Consider the following 19,569-nt stretch of genomic DNA (forward strand, 5'->3'; position numbering starts at 1 on the left):
ACTCCGCGCTAGTCGAAGTCCTCGTCCTGCGTGGCGCGTCCCCTGCGGCGGCTCGGGCTGTCGAGCATCGACAGCCAGAAGAGCAGCGCGAGCAGGCCGAAGATCACCAGCGCGGCGGCCAGGTCGCTCCACTGGAACGGGATGAACGACCCGTCGATCGACAGCACCAGCACCGTCTCGATGAAGCCGAACACCAGGAAGAACACGCCCAGCAGCAGGCGCGTCACCCGCACCCGGCCGCGGTGGTGCAGCTCCACCCGGCGGAACTCGACCATGAGGGTCAGCAGCAGGAGGGGCAGGATCTGCGCCAGGGCAGCCGCCGAGGCGCTGTCCATGAGGACGATGTGGAGGTCCATCGGGTCGATCATCATCGTCAGCGTACAAGCGCGGGAGGCGTACGCGCCGCATTGCCGTTCCTATGGGTTTGCTATCGTGGCCAGCGGCCTCTCAACCGCAGGGGGAACGATGCGGCCGCCGCGCCGCTCCAACACAGGGGAACAATGAAGAAGACTTTCGGAGCGCGTCTCGCGCTCGCCGCCGTCACCATCGCCACTGTCACCGCCGCCGTCACCGGTTGTTCGGCCGGAGGGTCGGGCGACTCGTCGTCGTCCTCGTCCGCGTCGTCGAAGCCGTCCGCCGCCGCGAAGGCCTCGACCGACCAGTCCAAGGCCGATGCCTGCGCCGTCGTCAAGTCGGGTCTGGAGAAGCTGCAGAGCATGCAGAGCGAGGCCAGCGCCGCCATGTCCGACCCGCAGAAGGCGCTCGCCCTCTTCGATCAGATGAACGACACCATGACGTCCATCAAGGACAAGGTCGGCAACCCCGAGGTCAAGGCTCCGGTCGACAAGGCCGCCGCCGCCATCGACGACTACGCGACCTTCCTCCACGACGCCGTGCAGAACCCGGCCTCCATCGACGCCAGCTCTGTCGGCGCGAAGGCGACCGCGATCACCGAGTCCTTCACCGAGGTCGGCAAGGTCTGCGCCTGACCCTCTGATCGATCGCACATCCGACGCCCCGGCGCCGCGGGAGACCGCGGTGACCGGGGCGTCGTGCGTCACCGGCTCGGCCAGTGCCAGGACGGCCGGTCGAGCAGGCCCTCCTGGCCCAGCACCACCGTCTCGCCGAAGCGCTTCTCGAGCTCGACGCGGCGCACACCGTCGCGGTCGGCGGCTGCGGCCTCGATCGCGTCGAGCAGCACCTGCGAGTGGGTCACGACGAGGGTCTGCGCGTTCGCCGAGGCCGCGACGATGAGGGAGCCGAGCGCCGGCAGGAGGTCGGGGTGCAGGCTCGTCTCCGGCTCGTTGACCACGAGCAGCTGCGGGGGTCGCGGCGACAGCAGCGCGGTGGCCCAGAGCAGGTACCGCAGCGTGCCGTCGGAGAGCTCGGGCCCGGCGAGTGGACGCAGCAGCCCGTGCTGGTGCACGGCCAGCGTGAACTGCGTGCCGTCGACGACGACCTCCACCCGGCTGCCGGGGAAGGCGTCCACGATCGCGGCGTCGAACGCATCCCCGCCGCCGAGTTCGCGGATGGTCTGCACGGCGGCCGCGACGTCGGCGCCGTCCGCCGCGAGCACGGGGGTGCGGGTGCCGAGCTGCGGGAGGCGGGAGGGTGCGGTCGCGTCGGTGCGGAAGTGGTCGTAGAACCGCCACGACCGCAGGTTCTCGCGCATCCGAAGGACTTCGGGCGCGCGCATGGGATCCACGACCTCGGTGAGCAGGCTCTCGAACGGCCGGAGGGAGCGGCCGAGTTCGGTCCAGGCGCCGTCGTCGTCGCGCAGCCGCACGTGACCGCCGCGACGCTCGGCGGCGACGCTCGACGGTCGGGGGCCGCTGCCCGTCCAGAGCGTCTCCGCCTTGAGCTCCGGGTCGCGCCCGAAAGCCGACTTGCGCGTGTTGGGCAGCCCGAGGTCGAGCGCGTAGCCGAGTCCGTCGCCGTCGTCGTCGAGCTGCACGCCGAGTCGGAGCGAGATGGGGCCGCTGCGCACCGTGCCCTGCACCGGCGCGCGGCCCTCCCGCACCGCGCGGCCGATCTGCTCGGGACCGGCCCAGAGCGTCGAGTCGAGTCCGCCCTCCCGCGCCAGCGCGACGACGACCTCGTCGCGACCGCAGCCGGCGAGCAGCCGCAGCGACCGGTAGAGGGACGACTTGCCGACCCCGTTCGCGCCGGTCACGACCGTGAGATGGTCGAGCGGCAGCACGAGGTCGCGCAGCGAGCGGTAGCCGGCGACGGCGACGGTGGTGATCACGTGAGGATCGTACGGGCGACCACCGATGCCGCGAGAGCGCGATTTCGTCCGCGCAAAAACGGAATACCCCCTGGCCAATGAAAGTTGAGCTAAGTAGACTCAACTTTGCCACCACTCGGGAAAGGACACGAATGGCGAACATGCAGGGCGCGCCCTCCACCCAGGAGGAGTCCAAGAGCGCGCTGGAGCAGTACGGCGTCAACCTCACGGAGATCGCCAAGAGCGGCAAGCTCGACCCGGTCATCGGGCGGGACGCCGAGATCCGCCGCGTCAGCCAGGTGCTGACCCGGCGCACCAAGAACAACCCCGTGCTCATCGGCGAGCCCGGCGTCGGCAAGACCGCCGTGGTCGAGGGCCTGGCCCAGCGCATCGTCGCGGGCGACGTGGCCGACTCGCTCAAGGGCAAGCAGCTGGTCTCGCTCGACCTGTCGGCGCTGGTCGCCGGCGCGATGTACCGCGGCCAGTTCGAGGAGCGGCTGAAGGCCGTCCTCAAAGAGATCAACGACGCCGAGGGCGAGATCATCACCTTCGTCGACGAGCTCCACATCCTCATGGGCGCGGGCGGTGGCGAGGGCTCCGTCGCGGCGTCCAACATGCTCAAGCCGATGCTGGCGCGCGGCGAGCTGCGGCTCATCGGCGCGACCACGCTCGACGAGTACCGCGAGTTCATCGAGAAGGACGCCGCGCTCGAGCGCCGGTTCCAGCAGGTCTACGTGGGCGAGCCGAGCGTGGAGGACACGGTCGCCATCCTGCGCGGGCTGAAGGGGCGTTACGAGGCGCACCACGGCGTCACCATCGAGGACTCGGCGCTGGTCGCCGCGGCCTCCCTCTCCAACCGCTACATCACCGCACGGCAGCTGCCCGACAAGGCGATCGACCTCATCGACGAGGCGGCCTCCCGGCTCAAGATGGAGATCGACTCGGCCCCGGTCGAGATCGACACGCTCCAGCGCGTCGTCGAGCGGATGAAGCTGGAGGAGTTCGCCCTCAAGAAGGAGAAGGACGAGGCCAGCAAGGAGCGCCTCGCCGCGCTCCAGGAGCGCCTGCGGGTGCAGGAGGCCGAGCTCGAGGAGCTGCAGGGCCGGTGGCGCGCCGAGAAGGCCGCGCTCAACCGGGTCGGCGCACTGCGCTCGCAGCTCGACGAGGCCAAGACCAGCCGCGACGTCGCCCTGCGCGACGGTCGCTACCAGGAGGCCTCGCGCATCGAGTACGAGACGATCCCGAGCATCGAGCGCGAGCTGGCGGAGGCCGAGCAGGCTGAGCACGACCACCCGCGCATGGTGAACGAGCAGGTCACGGCCGACGACATCGCGGCCGTGGTTGCGGCGTGGACGGGCATCCCCGTCGACCGCCTCACCCAGGGCGAGACCGAGAAGCTGCTCCACCTGGAGTCCGAGCTCGGCCGGCGCATCATCGGCCAGAAGACGGCCGTGCGAGCGGTGGCCGACGCGGTGCGCCGCACGCGGGCCGGCATCTCCGACCCCGACCGGCCGACCGGGTCGTTCCTGTTCCTCGGCCCGACCGGCGTCGGCAAGACCGAGCTGGCCAAGGCGCTCGCCGCGTTCCTGTTCGACGACGAGAAGGCCATGATCCGCATCGACATGAGCGAGTACAGCGAGAAGTTCGCCGTCTCGCGGCTGGTCGGCGCGCCTCCCGGCTACGTCGGCTACGAGCAGGGCGGTCAGCTCACGGAGGCGGTCCGCCGCCGGCCGTACTCGGTCATCCTGCTCGACGAGGTCGAGAAGGCGCACCCGGAGGTGTTCGACATCCTCCTGCAGGTGCTCGACGACGGTCGCCTCACCGACGGTCAGGGCCGCACGGTCGACTTCCGCAACACGATCCTCATCCTCACGTCCAACCTCGGCAGCCAGTATCTGGTCGACCCGACGTTGAGCGAGACGGAGCGCGAGGAGGCGGTGCTGCAGCAGGTCCGCCAGGCGTTCAAGCCGGAGTTCGTGAACCGTCTCGACGACATCGTGGTGTTCTCGACGCTGAGCAAGGACGAGCTGGGCGAGATCGTCGAGCTCAACATCGACCGCCTGGTCAAGCGGCTGACGGAGCGTCGACTGGAGCTGGCGGTCACACCGGACGCCCGGGCCTGGCTGGCCGAGCGCGGCTTCGACCCGATCTACGGGGCCCGGCCGCTGCGCCGGCTGATGCAGCGGGAGATCGACGACCGGCTCGCGACGGCGTTACTGGCCGGAGAGATCCGCGACGGCGACCTGGTGCGCGTGGACCTCGCTCCCGAGGGCGACCGGCTCACGGTCGCGGCGGCGCACGACGTGGCATAGCACCGGCAGGACGACGAAAGGAGGGGCGCACGGCATCGGCCGTGTGCCCCTCCTTTGTCGTGTCGCGCCTGTGCTACGACCGCGGCGGGTAGACGCCCTGCAGGGCGATGATGTAGTTCAGGGCGAGAGACGGCTGCATGTTGTTGTGCGGCTGGTTGCCACCGGTCACCGCGAACGCGTTGGGCGCCAGCGGCACCGAACCCGCCGTGCCGTACGCCGCCTCCGTCACACGGCCCACGCGGGGGATGGCGAACGACGCGTTGTTCGGGTCGCTCGTCGTCCCCGGCGTGGGGGAGGCGAGCACGCCGTGCGTGTGCGACGGGATCTGGGTCTGCGTCAGAGTGACGGAGGCCGCTCCCCCCGACTCCCCGACGTACGGGAACACGCCCGACTGATCCGTACCCATCACGGTGGCGTCCTGGAGGTCCGGCAGCGCGAACGTCGAGCGGCCGTCGCCGCCGTAGTAAGTGCCCAGGACCGAGAACAGGGCGGTGTTCTGCGCGATCGAGAGGAGCTGGCCCTGGCAGAACGCCCAGCCGGCCGGAGCGAAGTTGAACCCGACGAGACGGATCTCGCCGACGAAGGGATTGGACATGCTGGCCTCAGTTCCGGGAGGGGAAGATGCCCGTCAGGGCGATGATGTACGACACCACGGTGTACGGCGCCATGTTCTCGTGCGGCTGGGACTGCCCGACCGATGCGACGGAACCGGTGGACATGGTCGTGGTCCCGCTCGCCGCGTAGGCCGCCTTGCCCGGCTGCGCCAGATAGGACGTGCCCGTCGGAGTCGTCACCGTTGCCGATGAAGCGACGGAAGCGGCGTGGGAGTGCGACGGCAGCTCGTTGACGGTGAGCACGTGGGCCTCTTCGCCTGGCTGCTGCCCGAGCGCGTAGGTGCGACCGAAACCGACCGGGACCCGTCCCTGCAGATTCGGCAGCTGGAACGTCGTCTGGCCGTTACCGCCATACGTGGTGCCGAGGAGGCTGAAGAGCGGCTGGTTCTGATTGATCGGCAGAGTCTGGCCGTTGCAGAACGCCCACCCCTTGGGCGGGAAGTTGAATGCGGCGAGGCGGATCTCGCCGAGGAAGGGTTCGGCCATCGGGTTCTCCTGCTCAGGACGGGGACGGGTAGATGCCGAAGAGGCTGATGATGAAGCTCACGGTGACGTACGGCTGCCGATTCTCGTGAGGCTGCGAGCCGCCGGTCGGGGCCAGCTGCTGCAGGGCGAGCGCCGTCGACGGAGTCGCCGAGGTGAACGGCGCATCGGCCCATCCCGCGAGGACGGCGCCGGACGCGCTCGCGGTGGTCGGGGCCGCCGCCGCGGTGGGAGCGTGCGTGTGGACGGGTAGCTGCGGGACGTTCACGGTCACCTGGTCCGCCCCACTCATCTGGCCGAGCGTGAACTGCCGTCCGGAGGACGAGGTCCCCTGATGGACGGGGAAGCGGGCGCCGAGGTCCGGGAGCCCGAAGGTCGACTGACCGTCGCCGCCGTATGTCGTACCGAGCAGGTTGAACAGCGTCTCGTAGTCGGCGATCGAGATGAGCTGGCCGCGGCAGAACATCCACCCGGCCGGCTCGAAGGTGCCGGCGAACATGCGGATCTCTCCGACGTACGAGTTGGCCATCAGTTCTCCTTCTGCGACGTGGAAATCCGCGGGGCCGGCTCCGCCTGGGCGAAGACCGCCTCGAGCGCGAGCCCGTCGGCGACGCGACCGGTCGGGACGAGGAAGACGGGATCGGCGATCGACCCGACGACGAGCTCGTAGGTCTGCTGCTCCACGGGCAGGTCGGCCGCGCTCTCGAAGCGGAGCGTGTACGCCACCCAGCCGTTCTCGACGCGGGCGGAGGAGACGTCGACGAGCTGCAGTGAGTACGCGGTGCCGTCGGGCGCCGTCGCCCGCACTTCGCTTCCGGCGACCGCTGCCCAGTCCGCGTGCGTCGCGGTCATCCGTCGACCTCCGTCGCCATCAGGAGGTAGCCGAACTGCTCGGAGACCACCTGGAAGCCGAAGCGCTCGTACAGGCGGCGGGCCCCGGTGTTGAGGCCCCAGACGGTGAGCGTCGCGTGCTCCGTCGTGCGGACGAGCTCGCCGAGGATCTCGGAGGCGATACCGCGACCGCGGTGGGAGGAGAGCACGGCGATGTCGACCAGGTGCATCCGGCCGCCGTCGCGGTCGACTGTCACCGAGCCCACCCGCTCGTCGTCGGCGAGGATGATCGCGGTCTCCGCGTGCGGGTGCCGGGCGCGGCGGTCGGCGGCGTGCGCCCGATACTGCAGGGCGAGCAGGGGATCGATCTGGTCGGCCGGCAGGCCCGCGAACTCGGAGCGGCGGCTGTCGAGGAACACCCGCCGCAGGAACGCGTCGTCGGCGGGCGTCGCCGCGCGCACTCCGGCCGTGAGCAGTGCCATCACGCCGTCCGGTTGACGACGGCCTGCAGCGTGCGGGTCAGGCCGCCACGCCCGATCGGGCTGATGAAGAGTGCCACGTCGGGAGCGCCCGCGCGGCTGAGGGTGAAGATCCCGTCCGCGGCGGAGTAGCCGTCAGCCGTGAAGAGCAGCAGGAAGCGGTGTTCGTCGCCCGCCGCATCCGCCGCCAGATCCTCGACGGCGGTGAGGACGAGGTGGAGGCTGCGCTCGCCGTCGACGGCCGTGAAGGCGCGGCCGATGGCGGGGGTGAAGAGCGAGCGGACGGGCTCCGCGAGACCGGAGGTGGAGGCCGAAGCTCCGGAGACGCCGGCGCCGACCGCGGTGCGGGCGAGGGCCGGAGCGGCGGGGGCCAGCGCGGCGAGGCCGATCCCGCTCAGGGCGGTGGCCATCACGGCGCGGCGCGACACCTCGGGCACGGTTGTCCTCTCTGGGTGCTGGGCGCCGGTCGGGAGGCGCGCAGCCTGGATGCGAGCTTAGGGCATCCCCGTTCGGCGTCTCTGGCCCTTACAGAGGGGACAACGCTCGGTATGTGGCGACCACTAGCATCGAGAAAGCCTGATTTCCCGAGCCGGCGAGGAGCCCATCACCGATGCATCGCCCGCTTGCTCGCCGACTCTCGCTCACCGCCGCCGCAGCCGTCGCGGCCCTGCTCGCTTCGCTCCTCGGCGTCGGCATCGCCGCCCCGGCCCAGGCGGCCCCGCAGACGATCGCGGTCGGGACCACCGCGGACGCCGACGTGAACAACGCGTGCACGACGCCGTCGGTCACCGACCCCGGCAGCCCGGTCACGCTGCGCGCCGCGCTCTGCGTCGCCTCCAACCTCGGTGGAGCGACCATCGTCACCCTCCCGGTCGGTACCTTCACCCTCGCGAACGGCGCGGTCGACGTGGGAAGCCGGGCGGGAACGGACATCACGATCCAGGGGTCGTCGACGGTCGGCACGGTTCTGGTGGGCTCGGGCACGGAACAGGTGCTCAGCCTCGACCCGATGCAGGTCGGCGGAATCGCGGTCACGATCGACAAGGTCACCCTGCGCGGCGGCGTGGACAACGTCTACGGCGGCGGCGCGATCATCGGCGGTTCGGGCAACGCCGCGGCCGCCGACTCGCTGACGATCACAGCCTCGAGCTTCACCGGGAACTCGGCGAACACCACATCGGCCGGGTCGACGGCCAACCCGGGCGGTGCCGTCCAGTTCATCGGGGGCTCGCTGGACGTGCGGTCCACGAGTTTCAGCGCCAACTCCTCCGGCATCGCCTCGGGCGGCGCGCTGTACTACCAGGCGACCGGTGCGACCTCGGGCGAGAAGCTGAGCATCCAGGGCAGTACGTTCGCGAACAATACGGCGACGGCGTCCGGGGTGAACGGGGGCGCGGCGGTCGCCGTCAGCGATCCGCACGGCGGCGCCACGATGTCGATCTCCTCGAGCACCTTTGCGGGGAATGCGCCGGTCGGTGGCGCCTCCTTCACGGGCGGGGGGCTCTGGCTCGACGGCGGGTCTCTCTCGGTGACCGCATCCAGCTTCACGGCGAACACGAATCCCGCCAACGCCGGATCCGCGATCGCCGTGACGGCCGGCACGCTTTCGGCCCGGTACAACCGGATCGCGGGGAACTCCGCTCCGGCCGTGAAGCAGTCCGGCGGCACGGCCGACTTCGCCCGCAACTGGTGGGGATGCGGCGGCGCCCCGGCGGCGAGCGGCTGCGACACCGTCTCGGGGACGGTCACGGCCACCCCGTATCTGACCCTCGTGCTCACCGCGTCGCCGGCGGCGCTCGTCGCCCCACAGAGCACCACGACGCTCACCGCCAGCCTGCGCGCCGACTCGGGCGGTGCGTCCGTCGCGCCGTCGGACCTGACCGCGTTCGATGGCGCGAGCGTCGCGTTCGCCCGGACGGGAACCGCCGGGAGCGTCACACCGACGAGTACGGCCGTGTCCGGCGGCGTCGCCACCTCGACCCTCAGAGTGACGCAACCGGGGTCGGCCACCGCCTCTGCCACGCTGGGCGCCGCCTCTGCCACGCTGGTCGTGCCGCTCTACGCCCCGCCCGTGTTCAGCACCGGAGGCACCGCGACCGGCGTCGTGGGCACGAACGGGACCTTCACGGTGGCCGCCACGGGCAACCCCACGCCGGCTCTCTCGCTGATCGGCTCCCTCCCCGCCGGCGTCGCCTTCGTCGACAACGGCGACGGGACCGCGACCATCTCCGGCACGCCGACGGGCGCGGCAAAGGACTACCCCGTGACCGTCCGTGCGTCCAGCGCAGGCGGCACCGTGGATCAGGCTCTCACCTACGTCCTCAACCAGACGTCGTCGATCACGAGCCCGAACGCGGCCACCTTTACGGCGGGTTCCGCCGGGTCGTTCACGGTGACCACGACCGGGCGCCCGACGCCGGACCCGATCACGCTCGCCGGTACCCTGCCGTCGGGACTGACCTTCACCGACAACCACGACGGCACCGCGACCATCGCGGGCACTCCCGCCGCGAAGACCGGCGGCGTCCGCACGCTCTCCCTCACGGCCGGCAACGGCGTCGGAACGGCGGCGACGCAGACCGTGACGCTGACCGTCCAGGAGGCGCCGGTCCTCACCAGCAGCTCGTCCGCGACCGCGACGGTGGGCCAGAGCTTCAGCTTCACCGTGACCACCGATCGCGGCTATCCGGTCCCGGCGGTCGCGCTGGCCGGCATTCTTCCTGACGGCCTCGCCTTCGTCGACAACGGCGACGGAACCGGCACGATCTCCGGCACCCCGACCGGCTCGGGAGGCGTCGCGACCCTCGGCGTCACTGCGGCCAACGGTGTCGGCCCGGTCGCCGCAGGCACCCTCGCGCTGACGGTCAGGACGGCACCGGCGGTCACGACCGCGCCGACGGACCAGAAGGTCGTGGTCGGCGCCCCCGTGGTCTTCACCGCGGCCGCCTCCGGCTTCCCCGTGCCGACCGCGCAGTGGTCGGTCTCGACCGATGGCGGCGCGTCGTACGCCCCGATCGCCGGAGCGACCGCCTCCACGTACGCGTTCACCGCCGCGGCGGGAGACAACGGCAACCGGTACCGCGTCACCTTCGTGAACTCGGCGGGCTCGGTCTCGGCCGATGCGGCGCTCTCCGTCGGCACGGCACCCGCCTTCAGCAGCGCGGCCGGCACGACCTTCCTGCTCGATGGCGCCGCTCACACCTTCCCCCTGACCACCACCGGCTTCCCGAACGCCGTGCTCACGGCCTCCGGGCTCCCCGCGTGGCTCACGCTCACCGACAACGGCGACAAGACGGGCACGCTCACTGGCACCCCGCCGGCCGGTTCTGCGGGAGTCCACACGTTCACGCTCACCGCCGCCAACGGATACCAGCCGGATGCGACCCAGACCTTCGCGCTGACGGTCGCCGAGTCGCCGGCCATCACCAGCGCGGCCTCCGCAGCGTTCACTGCGGGCACGTCCGGGTCCTTCACGGTGACCACGGCCGGCGGCTTCCCCGCCGCGGTCGCGCTGACCGCGACCGGCTCGCTCCCGCAGGGACTCCACTTCACCGACGCAGGCAACGGCACGGCCGTGCTGACCGGGTCGCCCGCAGCGGGCTCCGGAGGCGAGTACAGCATCCAGGTCACCGCGGACAACGGCGTCGCCCCGGCGACCACCCAGACCCTGGCCGTCACCGTCGCCGAGGCCGCCGTGTTCACCGGCCCGTCGGCGCTCGACGTCACGCGCGGCGTGGACGTCGACTTCGGGATCGCGACCAGTCCTGCCTACCCGGCGGTCTCCACCGTGACCGTGACCGGCGCGCTTCCGGCCGGCCTGACGTTCACCGCCGGACCGAACGGCACCGCCCGCATCACGGGGAGCACGACGGATGCCGCCGCGACCTCCACCGTGACGCTCACCGCCGTCGCGCCCGGCAGCGCGGATGTCACCCGCACGCTGACCATCGTGGTCTCCGACGCGCCGACGTACACCCTCCCGCTCACGCCTCCCGCTGCGGACGGCCCTCTCGCGGGCGTGCCCTCCGGCGTCCAGCCCGGGCAGACGATCACCCTCGTCGCGGACGGCTTCGCACCGGACTCGCCGGTGACGTTCGGCCTGTACTCGGTGCCGGTCACGCTGGGCGTGGTCGACGCCGACGCGCAGGGCACCGCGCGTCTGACCGTCGTCATCCCGGCGGGCTACGCGGGCGCGCACACGCTCGTCGCGCTCGGCACGGCACCGGACGGCAGCGAGCGCGTGCTCCGCACCGGCATCGTCCTGCCGACCGCGAACGGCGGCGGCGCGGGCGGTTCGGGCGGCGGCTCCGCGCAGCGCGGCGCCGGTTCGACGTCCGGATCCGGAGGGTCGGGGCTCGCCGACACCGGCCTCGACGCCACCCCGCTGCTGCTCCTCGCCCTCGCGCTGCTCGGCTTGGGCGCCGGGATGCTCGTGCGGCGCCGCGTGCGGGCCTGATGCTCGCTGTCTGCGCTCCCTGACAGCCAGGCGCAAGGCAGCCGGGCGTAGGCTCGCAGCATGCGTGCAACCGTCCTGCACGGGGAGCGAGACATCCGTCTCGAAGAGGTCCCCGATCCTGTCTTGTCCACTGGCGGAGACGCCATCGTCCGGGTCGTCGCGGCCTGCGTCTGCGGCTCCGATCTCTGGGGCTACCGTGGCGTCACGCCGACCCCCAAGCCCCGGCGCATCGGCCACGAGTTCGTCGGCGTCGTGGAGGCCGTCGGTCCCGACGTGCACACGATCAAGCCCGGCGACTTCGTCATCGCGCCGTTCTACGACTGCGACATGACCTGCATCAACTGCCGCAACGGCGTGAGCACGTCGTGCCTGCACGGCGGCTGGTGGGGCGGAAACGACCAGGTCGGCGGGTTCGCCGACGGCGGCCAGGGCGAGCGGGTGCGCGTGCCGCACGCCGACGGCACCCTCGTCGCGACCCCCTCCTACCCCGACGAGGAGCTCATCCCGAGCCTCCTCACCCTCTCGGACGTCATGGGCACCGGCCACCACGCCGCCGTGTCCGCGGGCGTGACCGAGGGCAGCACCGTCGTCGTGGTCGGCGACGGGGCGGTCGGTCTGTGCGCCGTCCTCGCCTCCGCGCGCCTCGGCGCCTCCCGCATCGTCGCGATGTCGCGGCACGAATCCCGCCAGGCCCTCGCCCGCGAGTTCGGCGCGACCGACATCATCGCCGAGCGCGGCGATGAGGGCGTCGTGGCCGTGAAGGCCCTGCTCGACGGCATCGGCGCGGACTGCGTCCTGGAGGCCGTCGGCACCAAGGAGTCGATGGACCAGGCCATCCGCTCGGCCCGCCCCGGCGGCATGGTCGGCTACGTCGGCGTCCCGAACGGTGGCCCCGAGCTGCCCGTCCGCCCCCTCTTCAACGGCAACATCGGCGTCAACGGCGGCGTCGCCCCCGTGCGCAACTACGTCGAGGACCTGCTGCAGGACGTGTGGTCGGGCGCCATCCAGCCCGGCAAGGTCTTCGACCTCGAGCTGCCGCTCAGCGAGATCGCCGAGGCGTACGCCGCCATGGACGAGCGCCGCGCCATCAAGACGCTCGTGCGCCCCTAGCCTCCGGCTCCTCCGCGTCGCGCCGCCGAAGTTCACGAAAGGGTCCTCATTCCGCACGGAATGAGGGCCCTTTCGTGAACCTCACTCGGGCTGGCGGGGCTGCAGGAGGTTGCGCAGATAGGCCATGACGACGGCGGCACCGATCAGCACGACTCCGAACGGCGTCACGACACCGCCGACGATGCGCCCGATGAGGTCCAGGAGCAGGAGAAGGCCCTGATCGACTCCCGTCGCCGCGTTCCTCGCGCTCGTGAAGAACCACGCGATGTTGGGGATGAAGATCGTCAGGACCGAACCAGAGATCGTCAGCACGATCCCCCACACGAGCACAGGCTTCGGTTGCAGGCGAGAGGCTTCCATCACTCACACTCCTTCGTCGAGTCGGCGTGAATCTAGGCGCGCCAGTCGTACGTGGCACCGACGACGCCCGCAAGCGACATGCCCTGCATCTGTGTGTATGCGAGGACGTTTCCCCATGGAACCGACCAGCTTCCGCTACTGCACGACGTGCTGAACCACGTGGCATTGTTGCCGTTGAAACCCTTGCCTTTAGTGCATACGCTCGTGTCCGAGGTCTTGCTCCACGAGTACGACCTCTGGTAGCCGGGGTAGCCCGCTACCGCGCATCCCTGGACGCTCGTGGAGTACCCGAACATCCCGGCGACGGAGCGAACCTTCTCGCCGCATCCCGCCCGTGATTGCACGACACGACCTTGACCTTGCGGAGACCCCGTCGCGTCCGCAGCTTGCACCTCCTCGATGACCGATGGGGCCTCGCCAGCCTCGACGGTCACAATGACTTCGTGTCCTGACGGGACAGCCACGATGAGTTCACCCTCGAAAGTGGCAGGGTCCAGTGCCCCGTTGCGCACTTCGCCGGGGACGTCGCTCGTCGGAGCCTCCGATTCTGGCAGCATCGCATTTGCGCCGGTAGCGCCGGCGATCGTGCCGATGCTGGCGAGGACGGCTACCGCGAGGGCCGAGGTGAACTTCGATGTTCTCCGCATGATCTCTCCTTGAAGGACCCCACACGGGCGAAGCCGAACACGCGGAACGTGTCTCGCCAACGAGAGTCCCGGTCATCTCTGCGACCGATGAGTTCGACCGGCTTATGAGCGTATGAAGCAGAAATACCAGTGCCTCGGCGGCCGCCAGTAGGCTCGCGGCTGGATCGAGTACTCGCGATTGAAGATCTCCGTAGTGCATTCACGAAAGGGCCCTCATTCCGCACGGAATGAGGGCCCCTTCGTGAACTTCGGCGGCGGGCAGCGGCCCGCCGGCGCGCGCGTCAGGCGCGGACGATGACGACCTCGTCGAGGGGGCGGCGGACGCGCGGGGCGAGCTCGCGCTCGCGCAGCGGCTCGGGCAGCGCGTCGGCGTCGCCGACGATGCCGAGGGCGGTCACCGAGACGGGCACGAAGCGCTCCTCGAGGCCGAACGCCTCGCGCAGGCCGTCGACCTGGAAGCCGCCCATCTGGTGGGTGTGGAGGCCGTCGTGGTGGGCCTGGATGGTGAGGTGCGCGACCGCCTGGCCCACGTCGTAGGTGGCCCAGCGGCGCTCGGCGCCCTCGGCGTCCACGACCTCGGCCACGGCGACGATCAGCACGCTGGCGGCGCCGGCCCAGGCCTGGTTGAAGCCCATCAGGTTGGCGGCGATGCTGTCGAACTCGGGGGTGCCGCGGCGGGCGACGATGAAGCGCCAGGGCTGGGAGTTGTTGGCCGACGGCGACCAGCGCGCGGCCTCGAGGGCGGCGGTCAGTTTGGTCTCGTCGATGACGGCGGCGGTGTCGAACGCGCGCGGGCTCCAGCGCTCGGCGAGCGCGGGGAGCAGGGGCGCGGCGGTCTCGGCGGTGCGGGGCGCGACGTCGGTGAGCGACATGGGTGGATCTCCTCGAAGTGTGGATGGATGGCCTCGAGGCTCCATTGCCCGGCTATATCGATGTAAACACATCAACTCCGGGAGTATTCCGCGAGCGTTGCGATCCGTTACTTCGAGGTGGAGGTCGGAGTGGGCGTCGGGAGCGGCGTCGCCGTCGGCACCAGGTCGCGGTACTGCGGCAGGGCGCCGTCGAGCACGGGCACCTGCAGCGTCAGCGTCTCCGCGCCGGTCTCGAAGGTCACGTCCGTCAGCGATCCCGGCTTCGCGTCGAGCCCGTCGAACTCGACGGTCTCACCCTCCGGCACGCCGAGCTGCACGACGCCGGACGGCTCCAGCGCGACGGATTCGCTGCCGGCGGTGGTGTGCATGCTCACGTCGCGCGACGAGGTGCCCTGGTTCACGAGGCTGGCGACCAGCCCCGCGGGGCCGTCTCCGTCGGGGGCCGTGAGGAGCACGGCGTTGGCCACGAAGACGTCGCCGACGGTGCCGCTCACGCCGTCGCTCGTCTCGTGGATGTCGATGGTGTCCTGCGGTGCGAACAGGTCGCAGCCGGTCAGCAGGAGCAGTACGGCGACAGAGAGTCCCGCGGCTGCACCGGCTCGGGCGCGGACGCCCGCCTTCGTCCGTGCGGTTGACATCACAGATCCCCCTCCTCGGAGTCGTCGCGCCACGCGGCGATGTCCGCCACGTTGCCCTCGGGGTCGGCCAGCGACCACCAGTGCGGCTCGCGGGTGTGCTCGGTGAGCCGGCCACCGGCGGCGAGCACCGCATCCACCCGCTCCACGGCCTCGGCACGCGGCAGGGAGATGTCGATGTGGATGCGGTTGCGGTGCGTCATCGGGTGGTCGAGCGGCTGGAACGCGACGGCGGGGCCGCGGCCCAGCGGGTCGACGAGGTCCGCGTCGCCCACCCGGTCGTAGCCGAGGGCGGCCTGCCAGAAGGCCAGCACGGTGGGGATGTCGAGCGCGTGGATGCTGATCTGCACGGTCTGAGCGCGGGTGGCGGCGGACGCGATCCCGAGCTCGCGCGCGGCCTGCGAGATGCGTGCGGCGAGCGCTTGATCGCGCGCGCTGATGTCTCCCACGTCGTGGCTGACGAGGCGCACGACGAGGCTGCCATAGCGCAGGTCGAGGTCGGGATGGTGGCCGGCCTCCTCGGCCAGCCGCGCGATCTCGGCGACCAGGGCCGCACCGCGTTCGAAGGTCCCGGTGGCGTAGCGCGCGACGGCTCCGTCGTACAGCACCGACCAGTCCTCGACGCCGTCGGCGTCGTGGAAGCGACGGGGGGAGATGCGGTCGTCCGTGCCCACGGGCCACAGCATAGCCCCGGGGTGCGCAGGAGCAGTAGCCTGCGCTCATGGTCGACGACGACCCGACGGTCAGCAACCCCGATCACTACCGGGTGCTCTGGGAGAACGAGCGCGTGCGCGTGCTCGCGTACTCCGACGAGCCCGGCGAGAGCACCACCGTGCACCATCACCCCGACTCCGTGATGGTCACGCTGACCGCATTCCGCCGAAGGCTCGAGTCCGGCGATCAGAGCGCCGAAGTGGAGCTGCCCGAGGGGGTCGCCGTGTGGATCCCCGAGCAATCGCACGCCGGGAGCAATATCGGCGAGACCCCCACCCGCACGATCATCGTCGAGCTCAAAGGGGAGGCGGGAGGGGGTCGGAGGCCCTCCCTCGGGCCCGTGCTCCCGACCGATCCCGCGTCGCCGGTGTGAACGCAATATGACGCGCACGTAACAATTCGTCACATTCGGGCCCGTATCGCCGGAGGACTTTGCGGGGTACACGAAGAGGAGTATGGGGTACAAAACCCGAGTGGCCGTCAATTGTCGGAATCCTCCCGATATTTCGGTATCCGATCAGGCCTTCTTCCTCCGCCACGCCCGGGATGCGCCATGCCGACACGCCCGAGAAGTGCTGTCCGCGTGTCTGCGGACAGGGGTCGTGGAGGGGGGCGCCCGACGCGCCGACCCGCCCTGTCCACCCCTACTTGCGGGCCATGCCTGAGAACCAATACAACTTGAGCCACCCGAACAGACCAGATCCCCGCCGTCGTGGATGCCAACCCCATTCCCCCCGTGAGAGGTCCGCTCGTGTTCATCTTCCTGCTGCAGATCCGGCACATGCTGGGCGGCCATCCGGAGATCTATCTCTTCGCCGTCTACTCCGCCCTCATCTGGGTCATCTGGATCGTCAAGGTGCTGATGTCCCGCCGCTACCGGCCGTACACCGGCGAGTTCCACGGCACCACGAGCGTGGTCGTGCCGGTCGTCGACGAACCGCTCGACCTGTTCCGCGACGTGCTCGGCCGCATGGTCGAGCAGCGCCCCGGCGAGATCATCGTCGTCATCAACGGTGCCCCCAACCCCGACCTGGCCGAGGTGTGCGAGGAGTTCGCCCCGCTCGTCCGCTGGGTGCACACGCCGATCCCCGGCAAGCGCAACGCGGTCATGATCGGCACCCGGATGTCCACCGGCGAGATCACGGTCCTGGTCGACTCCGACACCGTGTGGACGCAGGACACCCTGAGCGAGCTGGTCAAGCCGTTCGCCGACGACCGCGTCGGCGGCGTGACCACCAAGCAGCGCATCCTCGAGCCGGAGCGCAGCTGGATCACCCGGTGGGCCGACTGGCTCGAGAACTCGCGGGCGCTCTACTCGATGCCCGCCCAGAGCGTCGTCGGGCAGATCGGCTGCCTCCCGGGCCGCACGATCGCCTTCCGCCGGTCGATCCTGATGCGCGTCATGGACAAGTTCATGACCGAGAAGTTCCTCGGCGTCTTCCTCGAGGTCTCCGACGACCGCACGCTCACGAACCTCACGCTCAAAGAGGGCTACCGCACCGTCTACCAGCACACCAGCCTCTGCTACACGGACGCCCCGCTGAAGGTGAAGAAGCTCTTCAAGCAGCAGCTCCGCTGGGCGCGCGGCAGCCAGTACAACACGCTCCGGATGCTGCCGTGGATGCTCGGGCACGCGCCCCTGCTGGCGTTCTTCTTCGTGATGGACATCATCCTGCCGTTCGTGCTCGCCGGCGTGCTCGGCGGCTGGGTCTACCGATCGATCACCGGCCAGGGCTACAACTTCTACGCGGGCTTCCTGCACGAGTACGGCGTCCAGGCGGGTGTCCTGACCGTGGTCGCGCTGATGGTCGCGTCGTCGGTGATCAGCATGTCGATCCGCCAGATCCGGCACCTCTCCGAGAAGCCGAGCGACTTCTTCCGCCTGCCGATCTTCATCATCGTCTCGACGTTCTTCCTGATGCCGATCCGACTCATCGGGTTCTTCCGCATGGCGCACGCCAGTGGCTGGGGCACCCGTGCCGGCGCCTACGCCGGCGGTCCTGCGGAGATCAGCTCCGACGACGAGATCGCCGCGCTCGACAGCGCGCCCTCGTCCGAGACCCCGTCTGGTCCGGCGCTCCCGGATGCGGTCGGCGGGGTGACGACCGCCACGGCCCTGCAGACTGCGAGCCGTCCCGCGACGGGGAGCGTCACCGCGATCGCGGCGCGTCCCGTGGTCGCGCTGGCCGGCACCGCCACCCGTGCGGAGGCCAAGGCGGCGAAGGCCGCCACGGCCACCTCCGCGAAGAAGACCTCGAAGCGGCGCCGCCTCAACCCGCTCGCCGCCATCCCGTACCTGATCGGCATCGCGATCCTGACCCTGGAGGCTCTGTTCCTTGTCTAGCCCCTCGATCTCCACCAAGACCGCGGCCTGGTGGTCCCAGTCCCGTTCGCGCGCCCAGGCGACCGCCGCGGCGGCCATCCTCCTCACCGGGACCCTCGTCGGCATCTCCGCCTTCGTCTGGTCCTCTCCCACCGGCGCCCCGCTCCGTCAGGCCGTGGCCGACGCGACGGAGGCGATCACCCCCTACGCGGCCCAGAACACCGAACTGCGCCGCAACCTCCAGCGCGCGACGCAGACCATCGCCTCCCAGAAGGGAAAGATGACGGCGATGGAGAAGCAGGCGCTCGCCGCCCAGGCGTCGACGGCCAAGCAGCTCGCCGCCGCCCAGCAGAAGGCGACGGCCGCTCAGAACCAGCTCAACAGCGTCAAGGCGCAGCTCGCCGCGGCCAACGCCAAGGCGTCCGCCGGGTCGAAGAGCTCGGGGAGCAGCGCGTCCGGCTCGGGTTCCGGCTCATCCGGTTCGGGAGGAGGCACCACCACCCCCATCACGGCTCCGGCCCGTGCCGACCTCGTCGCCCCGACCAGCCGGTACTACGGCATGTACACCGAGCAGGCCCCGTTCAACTGGGCCACCTTCGACGCCACCAGCGCCAAGGTCGGTGTCGCGCCCAATCTCGTCGGCTACTTCAGCGGCTGGGACGAGACGTTCCGCGCCAACGCGGTCACCCGCGCCTGGGCGCAGGGCCGCATGCCGATGATGACGTGGGAGTCGCGCCCGATCAACGCGGGCAACGACTCCAACGTGGCGCCGGAGTACTCCCTGCCGAAGATCATCGGCGGCGACTTCGACGCCTACCTGCACCAGTACGCGAAGGACATCGTCGCGACCGGCCTCCCCCTCGCCATCCGCCTCGACCACGAGATGAACGGCATCTGGTACCCGTGGTCCGAGACCGACGGTCAGGGCAAGTCGATCAACGGCAACAGTGCGGGCGACTACGTGAAGATGTGGCGGCACGTCCACGACATCTTCCAGCAGGAGGGGGCGAACAGCCTCGTGATCTGGGTGTGGGCGCCGAACATCGTGAACAACCTCCCCGCCACCCACAAGGTCGACGGCTACCTCGAGGGCCTGTACCCCGGCGACGACTACGTCGACTGGGTCGGCCTCTCGGGCTACCTGCGCCCGCCGTACAAGTCCGACAACGACTTCAGCTTCGACTACACGTTCAAGCCCAGCCTGGACAAGCTGCGATCGATCACGAAGAAGCCCATCATCCTGGCGGAGGTCGGTGCGTCCGAGACGGGCGGCGGCAAACCGCAATGGGTGACCTCGTTCTTCGAGGCGCTCGGGCGCCCGGAGAACGACGACATCATCGGCTTCTCCTGGTTCAACCTCGCCATCACGACGTACGTCGAGGGGGTGCGCGCCACCAACGACTGGCGCATCGACTCCCGGGCGGACACGCTCTCGGCCTTCATCGCCGGCCTCACGAGACCGGAAGACCGCTTCACCCTCACCCCGGCTCCCTGACCTGCTCCATC

Annotated in this window: 20 protein-coding genes; 7 read left to right on the forward strand and 13 right to left on the reverse strand. The window is 70.4% G+C overall.

Annotation, left to right across the window (positions count from 1 at the left end; translation table 11 throughout):
• Nucleotides 1-8 precede the first annotated feature (8 nt).
• Nucleotides 9-368, reverse strand: coding sequence for a hypothetical protein (locus tag HNR14_RS10585; RefSeq protein WP_179701008.1), 360 nt, complete (start codon nucleotides 366-368; stop codon nucleotides 9-11).
• 132 nt (nucleotides 369-500) lie between these two features.
• Here HNR14_RS10585 and HNR14_RS10590 point away from each other — a divergent pair, with 132 nt between their 5' ends.
• Entirely contained in the window at nucleotides 501-989 is a 489-nt protein-coding gene (locus tag HNR14_RS10590; RefSeq protein ID WP_179701009.1) for a hypothetical protein, read from the forward strand.
• 68 nt (nucleotides 990-1,057) lie between these two features.
• On the opposite strand, the gene HNR14_RS10595 is transcribed toward HNR14_RS10590, so the two are convergent.
• Complete coding sequence (locus tag HNR14_RS10595; RefSeq protein ID WP_179701010.1) at nucleotides 1,058-2,248, reverse strand: AAA family ATPase; 1,191 nt, start codon at nucleotides 2,246-2,248, stop codon at nucleotides 1,058-1,060.
• Between the two features lie 131 nt (nucleotides 2,249-2,379).
• Here HNR14_RS10595 and HNR14_RS10600 point away from each other — a divergent pair, with 131 nt between their 5' ends.
• Complete coding sequence (locus tag HNR14_RS10600; protein ID WP_179701011.1) at nucleotides 2,380-4,539, forward strand: ATP-dependent Clp protease ATP-binding subunit; 2,160 nt, start codon at nucleotides 2,380-2,382, stop codon at nucleotides 4,537-4,539.
• A gap of 73 nt (nucleotides 4,540-4,612) precedes the next feature.
• Here HNR14_RS10600 and HNR14_RS10605 read toward each other — a convergent pair whose 3' ends face one another.
• From HNR14_RS10605 to HNR14_RS10630, 6 genes are read right to left on the reverse strand one after another with little or no spacing between them, the layout of a single operon-like run.
• Complete coding sequence (locus HNR14_RS10605) at nucleotides 4,613-5,134, reverse strand: phage tail protein (RefSeq protein WP_179701012.1); 522 nt, start codon at nucleotides 5,132-5,134, stop codon at nucleotides 4,613-4,615.
• A gap of 7 nt (nucleotides 5,135-5,141) precedes the next feature.
• Complete coding sequence (locus HNR14_RS10610) at nucleotides 5,142-5,639, reverse strand: phage tail protein (protein ID WP_179701013.1); 498 nt, start codon at nucleotides 5,637-5,639, stop codon at nucleotides 5,142-5,144.
• 13 nt (nucleotides 5,640-5,652) lie between these two features.
• Entirely contained in the window at nucleotides 5,653-6,165 is a 513-nt protein-coding gene (locus HNR14_RS10615; protein WP_179701014.1) for a phage tail protein, read from the reverse strand.
• Nucleotides 6,165-6,488, reverse strand: coding sequence for a DUF6916 family protein (locus tag HNR14_RS10620; protein WP_179701015.1), 324 nt, complete (start codon nucleotides 6,486-6,488; stop codon nucleotides 6,165-6,167). Before HNR14_RS10620 ends, HNR14_RS10615 begins: the two co-directional genes overlap by 1 nt.
• Complete coding sequence (locus HNR14_RS10625) at nucleotides 6,485-6,949, reverse strand: GNAT family N-acetyltransferase (protein WP_179701016.1); 465 nt, start codon at nucleotides 6,947-6,949, stop codon at nucleotides 6,485-6,487. Before HNR14_RS10625 ends, HNR14_RS10620 begins: the two co-directional genes overlap by 4 nt.
• Nucleotides 6,949-7,383 carry a DUF6916 family protein gene (locus HNR14_RS10630; protein WP_179701017.1) on the reverse strand — a complete coding sequence of 145 codons (435 nt, stop codon included), beginning with the start codon at nucleotides 7,381-7,383 and terminating at the stop codon, nucleotides 6,949-6,951. Before HNR14_RS10630 ends, HNR14_RS10625 begins: the two co-directional genes overlap by 1 nt.
• Before the next feature lie 173 nt (nucleotides 7,384-7,556).
• On the opposite strand from HNR14_RS10630, the gene HNR14_RS10635 reads away from it, so the two are divergent.
• Both HNR14_RS10635 and HNR14_RS10640 read left to right on the forward strand, forming a co-directional pair.
• On the forward strand, nucleotides 7,557-11,402 hold the full coding sequence (locus HNR14_RS10635) for a beta strand repeat-containing protein (protein WP_179701018.1): 3,846 nt from the start codon (nucleotides 7,557-7,559) through the stop codon (nucleotides 11,400-11,402).
• Nucleotides 11,403-11,462: 60 nt separating this feature from the next.
• Complete coding sequence (locus tag HNR14_RS10640; RefSeq protein ID WP_179701019.1) at nucleotides 11,463-12,512, forward strand: zinc-dependent alcohol dehydrogenase family protein; 1,050 nt, start codon at nucleotides 11,463-11,465, stop codon at nucleotides 12,510-12,512.
• Nucleotides 12,513-12,593: 81 nt separating this feature from the next.
• Here the strand turns inward: HNR14_RS10640 and HNR14_RS10645 are convergent, their stop codons facing one another.
• The 5 genes from HNR14_RS10645 to HNR14_RS10665 all read right to left on the reverse strand — a co-directional run bounded on the left by HNR14_RS10645 (nucleotide 12,594) and on the right by HNR14_RS10665 (nucleotide 15,700).
• Nucleotides 12,594-12,872: a hypothetical protein gene (locus tag HNR14_RS10645; protein WP_179701020.1), complete on the reverse strand. Its 279-nt coding sequence runs from the start codon at nucleotides 12,870-12,872 to the stop codon at nucleotides 12,594-12,596.
• Nucleotides 12,873-12,904: 32 nt separating this feature from the next.
• Nucleotides 12,905-13,519 carry a hypothetical protein gene (locus HNR14_RS10650; RefSeq protein WP_179701021.1) on the reverse strand — a complete coding sequence of 205 codons (615 nt, stop codon included), beginning with the start codon at nucleotides 13,517-13,519 and terminating at the stop codon, nucleotides 12,905-12,907.
• A gap of 281 nt (nucleotides 13,520-13,800) precedes the next feature.
• Nucleotides 13,801-14,391 (reverse strand): nitroreductase family protein, encoded by a 591-nt coding sequence (locus HNR14_RS10655; protein WP_179701022.1) that lies wholly within the window; start codon nucleotides 14,389-14,391, stop codon nucleotides 13,801-13,803.
• 107 nt (nucleotides 14,392-14,498) lie between these two features.
• On the reverse strand, nucleotides 14,499-15,029 hold the full coding sequence (locus tag HNR14_RS10660) for a hypothetical protein (RefSeq protein ID WP_179701023.1): 531 nt from the start codon (nucleotides 15,027-15,029) through the stop codon (nucleotides 14,499-14,501).
• A complete protein-coding gene (locus tag HNR14_RS10665; RefSeq protein WP_343064458.1) occupies nucleotides 15,029-15,700 on the reverse strand; it encodes a VOC family protein in 672 nt (223 codons plus the stop codon). The genes HNR14_RS10660 and HNR14_RS10665 overlap by 1 nt, the downstream gene beginning before the upstream one ends.
• 47 nt (nucleotides 15,701-15,747) lie before the next feature.
• On the opposite strand from HNR14_RS10665, the gene HNR14_RS10670 reads away from it, so the two are divergent.
• From HNR14_RS10670 to HNR14_RS10680, 3 genes are all read left to right on the forward strand, one after another.
• Complete coding sequence (locus HNR14_RS10670; protein ID WP_179701025.1) at nucleotides 15,748-16,113, forward strand: cupin domain-containing protein; 366 nt, start codon at nucleotides 15,748-15,750, stop codon at nucleotides 16,111-16,113.
• A gap of 378 nt (nucleotides 16,114-16,491) precedes the next feature.
• Entirely contained in the window at nucleotides 16,492-18,084 is a 1,593-nt protein-coding gene (locus tag HNR14_RS10675; RefSeq protein WP_179702623.1) for a glycosyltransferase, read from the forward strand.
• Nucleotides 18,077-19,558 (forward strand): glycoside hydrolase family 26 protein, encoded by a 1,482-nt coding sequence (locus HNR14_RS10680; RefSeq protein WP_179701026.1) that lies wholly within the window; start codon nucleotides 18,077-18,079, stop codon nucleotides 19,556-19,558. Before HNR14_RS10675 ends, HNR14_RS10680 begins: the two co-directional genes overlap by 8 nt.
• Nucleotides 19,559-19,569 lie beyond the last annotated feature (11 nt).

The organism is Leifsonia naganoensis (genome assembly GCF_013410615.1).
Classification (GTDB): domain Bacteria; phylum Actinomycetota; class Actinomycetes; order Actinomycetales; family Microbacteriaceae; genus Leifsonia; species Leifsonia aquatica.